This is a genomic window from Flagellimonas sp. MMG031 (assembly GCF_040112705.1).
Classification (GTDB): Bacteria; Bacteroidota; Bacteroidia; order Flavobacteriales; family Flavobacteriaceae; genus Flagellimonas.
In genome coordinates, this window is the sequence record NZ_CP157804.1 from 2,990,645 (window position 1) to 3,004,723 (window position 14,079).

Consider the following 14,079-nt stretch of genomic DNA (forward strand, 5'->3'; position numbering starts at 1 on the left):
TGTCTAAAAAGAGAATTATCTGTCAGTTCGAGCGCAGTCGAGAACTTAATAATCATTCACGACCATTGGGTTTCGACTGCGCTCAACCTGACAATGTTCAAATATAAAAGCCTTTTAGACAGCGTTTTTTTGAGGAAAACTCCAATTTATTCCGAAGTCTGAAGCTCTTTGCTCTCCACGGCTGCTAAATAGCGTTCGGCATCCAAGGCTGCCATACAGCCCGTACCCGCAGCGGTAACTGCCTGCCTATAGATTTTGTCCTGTGCATCACCACTGGCAAAAACGCCGGGCTTGTTCGTTTTGGTGGATTTGGGCTGGGTGATGATATAGCCCGTATCATCCATATCCAATTGTCCTTTGAACACATCCGTGTTCGGTTTGTGACCGATTGCTATAAACAGTCCTGTTACTGGGATATCTTCTTTCTCCCCTGTTTCGTTGTTCACCACACGAACGCCTTCTACCACCTGTTCGCCCAATACTTCTTCAACCTCTGTATTGTATCGAATTTCAATATTATCCAAACTGTTCACGCGATGTTGCATGGCTTTGGAGGCACGCATGTAATCCTTACGGACGAGCATGGTCACTTTGGTACAGATATTGGCCAAATAGGATGCCTCTTCGGCGGCTGTATCCCCTGCCCCAACAATGGCGACCTCTTGTCCTTTATAAAAGAAGCCATCACAAACGGCACAAGCAGAGACACCTCCGCCCCTTAAACGTTGCTCGCTGGGCAAATTCAAATATTTCGCGGATGCTCCGGTTGAAATAATAACAGTTTCGGCCTCCAACTGTGTGCTATCATCCACGGTAATTTTATGGATACCTCCTACTTCATCGCTCAACTCCACTGCGGTTACCATACCTATGCGCACGTCCGTTCCAAACCTTTCGGCCTGTTGTTGCAACTGCATCATCATGGTAGGACCATCCACTCCTTCGGGGTACCCTGGGAAGTTGTCCACTTCAGTAGTGGTGGTCAACTGGCCACCGGGCTCCATTCCCGTATACAAAACTGGTTTTAAATCCGCCCTAGAGGCGTAAATGGCAGCGGTATACCCTGCTGGACCCGATCCGATAATCAATGTTTTGATTCTTTCCACTTGTTCTGACATAAATCTTCTCCTGATAAATTACCTTACAAAAGTAGGTTTTTTGTCCAAAAACTTACACCATCAGGTTTTCCAGTTTTTTTAAAAGATGTAAACAATTGGGGTGAAGGACCTTTCTCGGGCAAAAAAAGCCCATAAATAAAAAGTAGGTCAAATTTATGGGAACATATATTTGATCTTAGAAACCGTTACAACCAAGGGGCTCAACCTCAAAAAACCCCTTGGAGCAACGTAAACCTTGTTAACAAATAAGATGTCAGGCAAAGAACACTTAGTACCCTATAAATCACCCCAATCCTATTTAAGGTTTTAACTCAAGCTTGGCAGCTTTCGTTATCTGGTACAAACATAGTGCTGCCCGTTGGATTTTTAGTGGGTGAATTTACGGATGGCCCTTCTGAATTGACGGATGCCCCTTTTGAATTGATCGATGCGTTTTTTGGACCTCGCGTAGGAAAATATGACAAAAATAGCAAAATGTTGAATTCCAGCTATTTAATCAAAAAAACAAAATTATTGCTTGTATTTCAGTTTACGCTCAATGGTTTCGATCATTACATTGGCAATATCCTTGCCGGTGGTATTTTCGATACCTTCAAGACCGGGAGAAGAGTTTACTTCCAACAATAATGGTCCTTTGTTGGAACGAATAAGGTCTACACCGGCCACATCCAGATTGAAGACCTTGGCGGATTTGATGGCCAATTTACGCTCTTCTGGAGTGATTTTCACCTTTGAAGCCGCTCCTCCTTGGTGGATATTGGCACGGAACTCGCCTTTTTGCGCAGTCCGTTGCATGGAGGCCACTACCTTGCCATTCACCACAAAGCAACGGATATCGTGTCCGTTGGCCTCTTTGATAAACTCCTGTACCAAGATGTTGGTCTGTACACTCTTAAAGGCATTGATTACACTTTCTGCAGCCTTATTGGTTTCTGCCAGCACTACACCTTTTCCCTGGGTACTCTCCAATAATTTTATGATCAAAGGGGCACCGCTCACCATACGGATAAGGTCCTTGGTGTCCATCGGGGATTTGGCGAAGCCCGTTGTTGGAATGTGAATATCGTTTTTGGAGAACAATTGTGAGGCAAATAATTTATCACGAGATCTACCAATAGAGTCAGCTGAATTTAAACAATAGACACCCAAGGTATCAAACTGTCGCAGTAAAGCACAGCCATAAAAAGTGACAGCAGGTTTGATTCGGGGAATCACGGCATCGAACTTGTCCAAAATGTTCCCTCCGCGGTATCTGATTTCGGGGGTGGCCGCATCCAACTTCATGTACACATGTTCCACATTCAAAAAGACAACTTTGTGACCTCTCATTTCGCCAGCCTCGATAATGCGCTTGTTGCTGTACAAATTGGGGTTACTGGCCAAAAGCCCTATGCGCAAGCCCTTTTTTTCTGTGGTATAGGGCTTGTACTTCTCTTCTAACTCATCATCTGTAATGTCCCCTTGAAGAAAACTTTGGGAAGGATCTACCAGATATCTTCCATTCATGGCTTCACGGCCCAATAACATCCGATACTCCATGGTATCCCGATTGGCCAAGGTAAGGTCTATTTCAAACACATTACCTGCTATATTTACTTTGGTCCGTATCACCGGTCGTTCTTCACCGATACCAGCAGAGCTTTTTACGTTTCGTACATCGACCAATTTGGCTTGGCAAAGAATTCCTATGCTTCTATTGTCTTGAACAGGATTGACCTCAAACCTAACCCATTCTTCCAATCCTTTGTTGAATACTTTGATCTTACTGGCTTGGATAGATGATGTTTTTGCCCCAGAGTCCACTCTGGCCTTTATGGCCGGAATTCCCAAATCATCGAAACGGCACCATTCTTCGCTGCCCAAAACTTTAATATCGCTCAAAATACTGTCTTTTTTAACTGATTAATCGCATAATGAACAAGTCTACCACCTCTACCAAAATCAATATAATAATGATCCACTCGAGCCTACTGCTCTCCCTGTGGTCCATTATATTCATGAAAAGGCTCAGGTTTTCCTTGATCACATGTCCTTGTTCCTTTATGTTCCTATACCTTTCCTTTAGGTCAAAGATTTGTTTGAGGCCCTTATCCAATCGATCCAGTTCCAAATCTTCCCAAACTACTTCGTGGGAATCAAAAATATACAGGTTTTCGGAAATCTGGTTGTTTATGTTCAATACTTTTGCAATATGCCGCTTTAGCTTTTTGCCGCCGATGTCCAATTTCCCGTTTTCCTCCAAATAGGTGGTATGCTCGCGAGTCTCTTTCATGGCCTGTTCGGACAGACCTGCATAATAATCCATTGCCACGGACTGCGACAAATGTAACAGGGCCAAACGTATGCCTTCTACGTTTGATTTTGGCAGAAGCACCTTTTCATTTTCTATGCTTGCGTTTTCCCGATCGGACACCAACTCCATTTCCATGGTTTCGTTGATGTCGGATGGACGCCATTCTTCACAATAGGGCTCAATTTCTTTCAAAAGTTGGGCTATTTCAGGCTCCGAATACCCAAAAAACGAGACCACCCCATACCTGAATATATAGAGGTAACGCGATGCATCGGAATAGAAAAGCTCGTCCCTATCCCCTACAATCAGTTCTTTGTCCAAGGCTTTCCTGCACGCAGTTATATTGATACTGGTGGCAAGATGCAGGGCCAATGCCTCTGATGCCATTTCGGTAAAATATGAAGTTATTGTTGCAACTATTCCTCCTCGGAACCTTCCAGTTCGTCGGTGTTCAAATCTGATTCGTCCTCGGAATCGTTGTCCGAATCATCAAAATCCTCCATGGCCATAACCAATCGTTTGCTCACCTTGACCAGATAGGCCGTGTCCTCGGTACGGACTTCAACACACTCCACCACCTCGTTATTGGCGTTCCTGTATGTCACGATATCGTCATCATCGTAACCATCGGGAAATTTTTCCACCAGAAGGTTGAGCATGTGTTTGTCCAATTTCTTAAAATCTACGATCACTCGTTTTAAAGCGGGGGTTTGTCCTTTCCTCATGATTACATGTCTAGTAAATAAGCGAAAATCAAAGGCGCCACGATGGTCGCATCGGATTCTACAATGAATTTTGGGGTGTCGATATCCAGCTTGCCCCAGGTAATCTTTTCGTTGGGAACAGCTCCGGAGTATGAGCCATAACTTGTGGTGGAATCACTAATTTGGCAGAAATAGCTCCAGAAAGGGGTATCGGTCTGTTCCAAATCTTGGTATAACATGGGCACTACGCAAATCGGGAAATCCCCTGCAATACCGCCTCCAATTTGGAAGAAACCTATCCCGTTTTCCGAATTTTTTTGGTACCAATCGGCCAAAAAGGTCATGTACTCGATACCGGATTTGACGGTGCTGGCCTTTAATTCTCCTTTGATTACGTAACTGGCGAAAATGTTCCCCATGGTACTGTCTTCCCAGCCTGGAACCACGATAGGCAGGTTCTTTTTCGCTGCGGCGTACATCCACGAATCTTTGATATCTATCTCGTAATATTGCTCCAAAACACCGGACAACAGCAGCTTGTACATAAACTCATGTGGAAAATACCGCTCTCCTTTTTCGTCAGCCTCTTTCCAAATATCATAAATATGCTTTTGTAGCCTTCTGAATGCCTCTTCTTCTGGAATACAAGTATCGGTGACCCTATTGAGTCCGTTTTCCAACAAGTCCCATTCCTGCTGTGGTGTCAAATCGCGATAGTTGGGCACTCTTTTGTAGTGCGAGTGCGCCACCAAATTCATAAGGTCCTCCTCGAGGTTCGCTCCGGTACAGGAGACAATGTGGACCTTATCGGTACGGATGATCTCTGCAAAGATTTTTCCCAGTTCTGCCGTACTCATGGCGCCCGCCAAGGAAACCAGCATTTTGGAACCTTTTTCCAGTTGATCTTCGTACCCTTTAGCGGCATCCACAAGGGCGGCCGAATTAAAGTGCAAAAAGTATTTTTGTATGAATTTTGATATTTCTCCTTTGTTACTCATCGTAATCTTCTAAATTGTTTTTGGATTTTTTGAAGTCGTCATCGTCCTCAAAACTTTCATCCATGAATTCGTTATTGTTTGAAAATTTATAGCTCAACATTTTATAGTAGAGCTTGGCTGCCAAGAAATCTGACGAGCGGTCCACATCATTGGGGCATAGTTCCACGATGTCAAAACCTACGACATTCTTCTCACTGAAAACCCTGCGCAAAAAGTCTAGGGTCTCGTACCAAAACAGCCCACCAGGTTCTGGTGTTCCGGTCGATGGCAGTATGGATGGGTCGAAGGCATCCAAATCGAAGGTAATGTATACGTTGTCCGTCATCAAGTCCAAGGCGGCATCCATCCAAAAATCATCGGAAACCATTTCATGGGCGAAGAATACGTTGTCCCTGTCCATCACCAAGGTTTCGGTATGGTCCATGCTACGAATCCCCACCTGTACCAAATTGGTGGTCTCATTGGCTTCGTACAACGCGCAGGCATGATTGTATTTGGTACCACCGTATTCTTTTCGCAAGTCGGCATGGGCATCGATTTGCAAAACGGTAAGGTCTTCAAAACACTCGTTGAATGCCCTGATCGCTCCAATGGAAATGGAATGTTCCCCACCAAACATGGTTACCATTTTATTTCGGTTGATGTAATCCTTCACCGTTTTGTGAACAGATTCCACCATAGCATCGGGTGTATCAAAACCATCTAGGGCATCGGCCAGATAAATGCCCTGTTTGTACACTTCGCTATCCGTTTCAATATCGTAAATTTCCATATTCTCCGAGGCTTCCAAGAAGGCTTCCGGACCTTTGTCCGCACCTTTGCCCCAAGTACTGGTACCATCGTAGGGAACGGGCAACAATACTACTTTGGCCTTTTCGGCCGAACCGTATTCCTTTGGAATACCGGCATATGTTCTTTCTGTTTTCATTTTTTTATTGATTTCCTTTTCAATTATTGCTAGATACCGACACATCATCGGCTTCAACCAATTCATCTGTCTTATCCTTGCTTTCGTAACCCAAAATGGACAGAAACTCTCCAGCTGTCTGTTGTTCGGCAAAAACCGATGTTTCTAGGTTGCCCTCTTCATCCTGTTGGATCAAAACGTGTTTGGGATGAGGAATCAAACAATGCTGCAATCCTCCAAATCCACCGATCGTTTCTTGATAGGCTCCTGTATTGAAAAATCCAATGTAAAGTGGCCTGTCCTTTCGATATTTGGGTAGATAAATGGCGTTCATGTGCTGTTCCGAATTGTAATAGTCGTCACTATCGCAGGTAAGTCCGCCCAAAAGCACACGCTCGTACTCGTCGTTCCAGCGGTTGATGGGCAGCATGATAAATCTTTTGCTTATGGCCCAAGAATCCGGCATGGTTGTGATGAAGGAGGAATTGATCATGTTCCACTTTTCGCGGTCGTTCTGTTGCTTTTGGTAGAGGATTTCGTAAATGGTACCACCACTTTCGCCCACGGTAAAGCTTCCGAATTCGGTAAAAATATGGGGAGGCTCCACTCCTGCTTCCTGACAGGCCTGACCAATTTGATGGATGATTTCATCCACCATGTACTCATAATCATACTCGAATGCCAAGGAATTTTTGATGGGGAACCCACCTCCTATATTAAGGCTATCCAACGTAGGACACACCTTTTTTAGATTGATGTACACCTTCAAACATTTGAGCAGCTCGTTCCAATAATAGGCGGTATCGCGAATTCCCGTGTTGATGAAGAAATGGAGCATTTTAAGCTCAACTTGCTCATTTGGTTTTATGGATTGATTAAAGAAGGGTACAATATTCTTGTAACCAATACCCAGTCTTGAGGTATAAAACTCAAACTTGGGTTCTTCCTCGGATGCAATCCGAATCCCGATCTGGAACCTGCCATCAATAGCTTCGCCCAATAAGTTGATCTCTTCGTAATTATCGATAATGGGAATGCACTTCCTGTGTCCATTGTTGATCAATCCAGCGATGTTGTTGATGTATTGATCTCGTTTAAAACCATTACAGATCACAAAAGTATCCTTGGTAATTTTACCAGCTTTCTTCAGGTGCTGCACAATGTTGATATCAAAGGCTGACGAGGTCTCGATATGGATGTCGTTTTTCAAGGCTTCGTTGAGGACATGCTCAAAATGGGAACTTTTGGTACAGTAGCAATAATGGTACTTACCGGCATATTTATGCTTTTTGATGGCTGCATTGAACCAACCCTTTGCCCTTTGGATATTGTCGGATATTTTGGGCAAATAGGTAAACTTTAACGGGCTACCGTATTTTTGGACCAATCCAAATAAATCAATACCGTGAAACTCCAGTCTGTTGTTGTTCAATTGAAATTCCTCTTGTGGGAAATCATAGGTTTGCTCGATCAGATCGATGTACTTTGTTTTCATTTAAATTTCGTTGTTGAATAAAAGATAGTGAGAAATATAGAACCAGAAAAATCACCATTTCTCAAATACGAAATTCAAATACGGTATAGGGTACAAAGTAGGGAATCCGTGAAATATCACGGTTGATATCATGTGGTTTTTCGAAAGTCAGCCCGTGTATCCGGTGTCTTCTTCTTAAGACGGCTTGTTGGGTAGACTTTCTTATCCCCAAAAGCCCGAACATGAAAAAAGTCTTCAAAGCTTATAGGCAATGCGTCCAATTTGGTTGGACTCATTTATGGGGCAAACATAACTAAAAATCCAATACTGCAAGTTTTTTTACATAAAAAATTCATCAACACAAACCAATGATTATCAATATTTTATGTCTTAAAAATCAAAATAACGATTCGTGAAAAGAAAAACTGGCCAGTAACAAAACGCTACTGACCAGTTTAGGTTTTTAAAAATATGTTGAACGGTACTACCTAACCTACCAATGGTGGCTTGTCGTTAATGAACGGCTGCTTGTAAAAGCGTCTTCCCGTTGCTTGGTACAGTGCATTGGACAATGCACCTATTGCCGGGGGCAGGGAAGGTTCTCCCAACCCAGTCGGGTCGATACCGTTGTCCACAAAGTGTACCTCAATATTCTTCGGTGCCTCGGAGTGACGAATGAGTCGATAGGTATCAAAATTGGACTGCTCCGGTCTACCATTTTCAAAGCTCAGGGCACTGTAGGTGGCGTGACCGATACCATCGATCATACCTCCTTCAATCTGGTTTTTGGCTGCCAGTGGATTGATTACTATACCGCAATCCACAGCGCAGGTGATTTTATCCACTCTGGGCATATCGCCCCCATCTTCCAGTTCCAGTACTTGTGCAACGTAGGAATTGTGGCAGTAATAGGCCGCTACCCCACGCGCTTTGCCCGTATCGGTACCCCAATTGGCTTTTTCTTTGACCAACTTAAGGACGCCTGCATATCGTTCTGGATCGTAATCGTTCTTTTCCGGATCGCCCACAGGGTTGTTGATGGCCCTATCAAAAAGTTCCAATCTAAATTCCAATGGGTCTTTTCCGGCAGCTTCCGCCACCTCATCCATAAAGGCCTGTTCGGCCCCGGCAATAAAGTTGGAACGCGGTGCTCTCCAAGCTCCAGTAGTTACATTGGTGGACAAGCTATGCTTTTCTGCCAGGTAATTATCCACGGCACCCGCTGGGAAACGATTTTCGAAAACCAAATCATCGTTGGTTCCTGCTCCGCGAACGTGCCATGCAATCAAATTGCCATTTTCGTCCAAACCTGCCCTATACTTAACCTTGTAAGAAGGTCTGTAAGTACCTTGGGTCATATCATCTTCCCTTGTGTACACCAATTTTATGGGTGCATTCATTTTTTGGGAGATCACGGCGGCCTCGATTACGAACGGGCCATAAAGTCTACGACCAAAACCACCGCCCATTCGGGTCATCATGATATCTATTTTTTCCAAGGGCATGCCCAAACGGGCAGCCAAAGATTTTTCTGCAAATTCCGGGGTCTGTATGGGCCCTAACAATTCAGCCTTTTCTGGGGTAACATGCGCAAAAAAGTTCATCGGCTCCATGGTATTGTGCGCCAAGTAAGGTGCCGAATAGGTGCTTTCCACAATTTTTGCCGCCTTTTTGAAAGCCGCATCCACATCACCATCTTTTCTTGCAGGAGTCTCTGTGGGCTTTTCCAACAGTTGGGCCAAGGACTCTTCGTGATAGGAGGTGCTTTCGGCCTTGGAGTCTTGCTCCCACTCTACATTGAGCGCTTTTTTTGCCTGCATGCATTCCCAAGTGCTGTTCCCTACGATGGCCACCAATTCTGGAATACCTCCTTGATCGGACCATTGTTTTTCCATGCCTTCGGGATAGACCTCAAAGTGGAAAACATCTTTGATTCCGGGCATTGTTTTTACGGCATCGGCGTTCATTCCCTTGTATTTCATTCCGAACGCAGGGGGATGAACGATCATCGCTGTCAACATACCTTCCTTGTATACATCCAATCCAAACAAGGGTTTACCGGTTACAATGGCTTTACCATCCACGTTTTTCTTATCAGTACCGATAATGGAAAAACTATCGTTGTCCTTGAGTTCCACTTCGTCGGGCACTTCAATGCTCGTTGCAGCAGAGGCCATTTCACCATATCCAGCCGATTTTCCGCTGGCTTCATGGGTCAGCGTTCCATCTTTAGTGGTGATTTCGTTGGCTGGCACGCTCCATGCCTGAGCTGCCGCCTCTTTCAACATATATCTTGCGGTAGCACCGGCCATTCTCAAACCTTCCCACCCTTGTCGGATGGACTGGCTACCTCCGGCCAACTGCCGGGTAAAGATAGCAGTGTTTAGGGGTGCTTGTTCCACAATAACGTCTTTCCAGGCCACATCGAGCTCTTCGGCCACGATCATGGGCATGGATGTTTTTACGTTTTGCCCTATTTCAGGGTTTGGGGACATAATGGTTACCAAACCATTGTCGCCCACCTTTAAAAAGCCGTTCAGTTCGAACCACTCCTTGGGTAGGCTGTTGACCTGCTCGGGCGTCATTTTACAAGAAGCCAACCAATTAAACCCAATAACGAGTCCACCACTGGCCAATCCTGCATTCCGAATAAAGGCGCGTCGTCCTATTTTAGTCTTTACAAGTGTCATGATTACTGTTTTTTGGATTTATGATTTGGCCGCTAGCTTGACGGCTTTCTTGATTCTGGTATAGGTACCACAACGGCAGATGTTACCGTTCATGGCCATTTCGATTTCCTCGTCGGTCGGGTTTGGGTTTTTCTCCAAAAGCGCCGAAGCGGTCATGATCTGACCCGCCTGACAATATCCACATTGGGGCACATCCACCTCTAACCAAGCTTTTTGGACCGGATGATCGCCTTCTTCCGATAATCCTTCTATCGTAGTGATCTCCGAATTTCCTACGGAAGACACGGTGAGCATGCAAGCCCTTGTTGCCGTTCCATCCAAATGAATCGTGCAAGCACCGCATTGTGCGATACCACATCCATATTTTGTTCCCACTAAATTGAGGTGATCTCTTAAAACCCAGAGCATGGGTGTAGACGGATCTACATCCACCTCCTGTTGTTTTCCATTAATGTTGAGTGTAAATGAAGCCATATGAGTTGATTAATTGTCCTTCAAGTTAAAGATTTATTGTCTAAAATGAGTGGCGAAACCTAAACATCCTGTTAAAATTAACATTGTTTTTTGGTTTTTTGCCCTTACTTAAAACCAGTATAAATAACTCGGCCATATTTGGTATTTGGACTGTGATAAGTGCAACAAGCCAAGCTTTATTTTTTAGTAGGCCAATCGGGCAAAAACAGGCAAGTGATCGGAAGGATATCGGGTATCCCTGGAATCGCTCAAAATGGCGCTTTTAAGCACCTCGAAATCGTCCGAAACAAAAATATAGTCAATTCTCCGCTCCACAGGCTCTCTAAATTTAAACCCATTAAATGTCCCCTTTGGACCAAAAGCATTGGTTCCTGCTGCAATGTGGGCATCGGCCATTGCGGTCAAGATTACCTGAACCCCTTTGCTATCACTTTCCAGATTGAAATCTCCCATAATCACCACGGGGTCATCCTCAGTGTTCAGCTCCTTGGCTTTTTCCAAAATCAATTTGGAACTTTCTTCCCTAGCTTGGGCACCCACATGATCAAAATGGGTATTGAAAACCATGAAACGGGTGCCATCCTCCCTTTTTTCAAAAAGACCGTAGGTACAGGTTCGGGGCAAAGCAGCATCCCAGCCTTTGGATGGCTTTTCGGGGGTGGTAGACAGCCAAAAGGTGGATTGTTCGATGAGTTTCACCGTTGTGGTGTTGTAAAAAACCGCGGTGTGCTCCCCACGCTCATCCCCATGGTCACGACCCACCCCAAAATAGGCGTACTCCTTTAGACCATTATCAATTTCTTTCACCTGATGAATCAATCCTTCTTGAATACCGAATACATCGGGTTGGTAAAATTTGAGTTGGGAAATCAAAAAATTCTTTCGGTTGTCCCAATGATTGGGCGCGTCTCCCGGATTATCAAACCGGATATTATAGGAAATCAAATCGATGGTCTGCGCATTGGCTTGTACCATCAATCCAAAGAAAAAAATAATAAAAGAAATGTGCTTCACGATGTTTGAATTAACGCTGTTGCAAGATAAGAGGTCTTGCCGAAACATGCAGCTGTCCTCCATTACCGTATCATTAAATTGTTCCTATTGATCTATTGGGAGATTATTGTTCGAAACGTAAGATTAATTCTAGCGGACCTCACCTTTTTGCTGGGCGGTAAACGGTGCAACCAATGGTTTTGTGTTGCCCCTTTCATCACCAGCAGGCTTCCGTGATCCAGCAGCAATTCCACTTTTTCTTTGGTGGTTTTGTGCTTAAATACAAATTTGCGTTCCGCCCCAAAACTATAGGAGGCTATGGCTCCATTCTTTTTTAGTTCCTTTTCGTTGTCCGTATGCCAGCCCATCCCCTCTTCTCCTGTGTGGTACAGGTTCAACAGGCATGAATTATAGGTTTCGTTGGTCAGGTTTTCGGCCATTTCCTTGAGTTCCCTTAGTGCCGGAGTCCATGGCAACGCCTTTTTTGTACTGTTGGAATAGGTATAATCATAAGGTTGGTCGCCATACCAGGCCACTTTTCGCTTGGTTACGATGCGCTTGCCGAACATATGCACCACATCCGCTTCCCACGGAATGGTATCCGCAAGGATTTTAAAGAAGTCATCGGCTTGCTCCAAGGGTATGATCGGGCCAAAATAGTTCACTACCCCATCCTTGGGCAACCAATTTTTGGATGGATCAATCTGTTCCGTAAATAAATCCATTTCCTTTTTTTAGGTCAACAATCTTTTTTGGCTGTTCGTCAATATTTCTCCCACTCGATCTTTGAGTTTTTGGGGTTCCACTATGTTCGCATAGTCGGCAAACATCAGATACCAACGGGCAAAACCGTTATGGCAGTCGGTGGTCATAAAGGTCATTTCCACTTCGTCACCTTTGGTGTGTTCGGAGATCAGCCCGTAATATTTGCACTGTCCGCGAATATACTTGGCCACGGATTTATCCACCATTATCTTCACCTTGGTTTTTTCCACCGCTTCGGTTTTCTGGCGATGTTCGTCCATAGTACCGTGTTCTAGGATAAAATCCAAAGATGTTCTGTTGATTTTATGGATTCTATCTGTCCTAAAATGACGATAATCGGTCCGCAGATGGCAGTAGCCCAGAATATACCAAAAACCGTTTTCATGAAAAAGGCCCACTGGCTCAATGCGGCGTTCAGAGGGTGCTTCTTCCCGAAGGGATTCGTACCGCAGGAATACCTGTTTGCGTTCGGCAATGCTCTCGAACAAAATTTCCAGGGCATCGGGCACCTCAGCATTGAACAACACCTGACCGGGAACAATGGATACTTGGGACTCCAATGTTTCCACCCAATCCTTCTCCTTGCCGCGCAATACGGATTTGAGCTTGAACATGGCAGATTCGTAATAGGCCCCCAAGGATTTATCGGTAAATTTTTGCATCAGTTTTTCGGCTGCTACAAAACTTCCCGCTTCCTCACGGGTGAACATCACCGGGGGCAAACGGTAGCCCTCCATGATGGAGTAGCCCACCCCGGCCTCGCTCACAATGGGCACGCCGGAGGCTTCGAGGGTTCTGATGTCCCTATAAATGGTGCGCAAACTAACCTCAAAACGGTCTGCAAGCTCTTGTGCCTTAACAATACGCTTACTTTGTAACTGTACCAAAATGGCTACTATTCGGTCAAAACGTTTTACGGTGTCCATTCCCATAATTGTGTGAGCTATATCCCAAAGATAGGATTTCAGTCCGTGGATGGGAGTTCTTTTCCAGCTCATATGTAATCATTTATAATTTGATAAAACTAGGGTTGACCAGTGACAACGGACTGTCAACACGATTTTTTTTGATGTTGTTTTTTACTGCTGACACATGGCTGTCACCCACCCCTCCTAATTTTGGTTTCAGAAACAATAAACCTTTAAATCACAATTTCATGGAAAACACCATTAATGAACAAACATCGGCCCAAGTCATTACCCCCGCACAATTCTTGGAACATTACCAAGGTCACAGGCGGCTTACACGAAAACTCATCGAGGCCTTTCCCGAAAAAGAGTTTTTTACCCATAGTATTGGTGGGATGAGACCCTTTTCCGAGATGGTGAAAGAGCTTTTCGCCATTGCGGTTCCCGGACTCACCGAAATTGTTTCCGGTAAAGTCGGAGATTTTGATGAGCATCGGGATTTTGGGAATACCAAAGCCCAGTTTTTGGCAAAATGGGACCAAGACACCGAGGACATCAACAAGCTGTGGGCAAAAATTTCGGAAGTTCGCTATCAGGAGCACGTGAAACTTTTTGGCCAATACGAAGGTTCTGTGCAATCTTCTATCCTTTATTTTATTGACAACGAGGTGCACCACCGAGGCCAGGGGTATGTTTACCTGCGTTCCTTGGGGATTGAACCACCGTTTTTTTACGATCGCGATTAAATTGAAGCC

13 protein-coding genes are annotated in these 14,079 nt (G+C 44.7%); 1 reads left to right on the plus strand and 12 read right to left on the minus strand.

The genetic code is table 11. From position 1 onward, the window contains the following. Positions 1 to 146: 146 nt before the first annotated feature. The 12 genes from trxB to ABNE31_RS13640 form a co-directional block, all read right to left on the minus strand. Positions 147 to 1,118 (minus strand): thioredoxin-disulfide reductase, encoded by a 972-nt coding sequence (gene trxB / locus ABNE31_RS13585; protein ID WP_349351525.1) that lies wholly within the window; start codon positions 1,116 to 1,118, stop codon positions 147 to 149. A gap of 510 nt (positions 1,119 to 1,628) precedes the next feature. Next, the gene (gene rimK, locus ABNE31_RS13590) at positions 1,629 to 2,999 is read right to left on the minus strand and encodes a 30S ribosomal protein S6--L-glutamate ligase (RefSeq protein WP_179384084.1); all 1,371 of its coding nucleotides are present in this window, start codon (positions 2,997 to 2,999) and stop codon (positions 1,629 to 1,631) included. A 13-nt stretch (positions 3,000 to 3,012) separates the two neighbouring features. Beyond that, positions 3,013 to 3,798, minus strand: coding sequence for an RMD1 family protein (locus tag ABNE31_RS13595; protein ID WP_349351526.1), 786 nt, complete (start codon positions 3,796 to 3,798; stop codon positions 3,013 to 3,015). 29 nt (positions 3,799 to 3,827) lie between these two features. After that, a complete protein-coding gene (locus ABNE31_RS13600) occupies positions 3,828 to 4,136 on the minus strand; it encodes a hypothetical protein (protein WP_179384086.1) in 309 nt (102 codons plus the stop codon). A 2-nt stretch (positions 4,137 to 4,138) separates the two neighbouring features. Next, complete coding sequence (locus ABNE31_RS13605; protein WP_179384087.1) at positions 4,139 to 5,113, minus strand: deoxyhypusine synthase family protein; 975 nt, start codon at positions 5,111 to 5,113, stop codon at positions 4,139 to 4,141. Further along, a complete protein-coding gene (gene speB, locus ABNE31_RS13610) occupies positions 5,106 to 6,041 on the minus strand; it encodes an agmatinase (protein ID WP_349351527.1) in 936 nt (311 codons plus the stop codon). Before speB ends, ABNE31_RS13605 begins: the two co-directional genes overlap by 8 nt. 19 nt (positions 6,042 to 6,060) lie before the next feature. Beyond that, positions 6,061 to 7,515: an arginine decarboxylase gene (locus ABNE31_RS13615; protein ID WP_349351528.1), complete on the minus strand. Its 1,455-nt coding sequence runs from the start codon at positions 7,513 to 7,515 to the stop codon at positions 6,061 to 6,063. A 467-nt stretch (positions 7,516 to 7,982) separates the two neighbouring features. Next, complete coding sequence (locus ABNE31_RS13620; protein WP_349351529.1) at positions 7,983 to 10,184, minus strand: molybdopterin cofactor-binding domain-containing protein; 2,202 nt, start codon at positions 10,182 to 10,184, stop codon at positions 7,983 to 7,985. Between the two features lie 18 nt (positions 10,185 to 10,202). Further along, the gene (locus tag ABNE31_RS13625) at positions 10,203 to 10,658 is read right to left on the minus strand and encodes a (2Fe-2S)-binding protein (RefSeq protein WP_127141510.1); all 456 of its coding nucleotides are present in this window, start codon (positions 10,656 to 10,658) and stop codon (positions 10,203 to 10,205) included. Between the two features lie 183 nt (positions 10,659 to 10,841). After that, positions 10,842 to 11,672 carry an endonuclease/exonuclease/phosphatase family protein gene (locus ABNE31_RS13630; protein ID WP_349351530.1) on the minus strand — a complete coding sequence of 277 codons (831 nt, stop codon included), beginning with the start codon at positions 11,670 to 11,672 and terminating at the stop codon, positions 10,842 to 10,844. Positions 11,673 to 11,764: 92 nt separating this feature from the next. Next, positions 11,765 to 12,376, minus strand: coding sequence for an alpha-ketoglutarate-dependent dioxygenase AlkB (locus ABNE31_RS13635; protein ID WP_349351531.1), 612 nt, complete (start codon positions 12,374 to 12,376; stop codon positions 11,765 to 11,767). Between the two features lie 9 nt (positions 12,377 to 12,385). After that, positions 12,386 to 13,348, minus strand: a complete 963-nt coding sequence (locus tag ABNE31_RS13640; RefSeq protein WP_349353053.1) for a YafY family protein — start codon at positions 13,346 to 13,348, stop codon at positions 12,386 to 12,388. Positions 13,349 to 13,572: 224 nt separating this feature from the next. Here ABNE31_RS13640 and ABNE31_RS13645 point away from each other — a divergent pair, with 224 nt between their 5' ends. Beyond that, a complete protein-coding gene (locus tag ABNE31_RS13645) occupies positions 13,573 to 14,070 on the plus strand; it encodes a DinB family protein (RefSeq protein ID WP_349351532.1) in 498 nt (165 codons plus the stop codon). Positions 14,071 to 14,079: the final 9 nt, after the last annotated feature.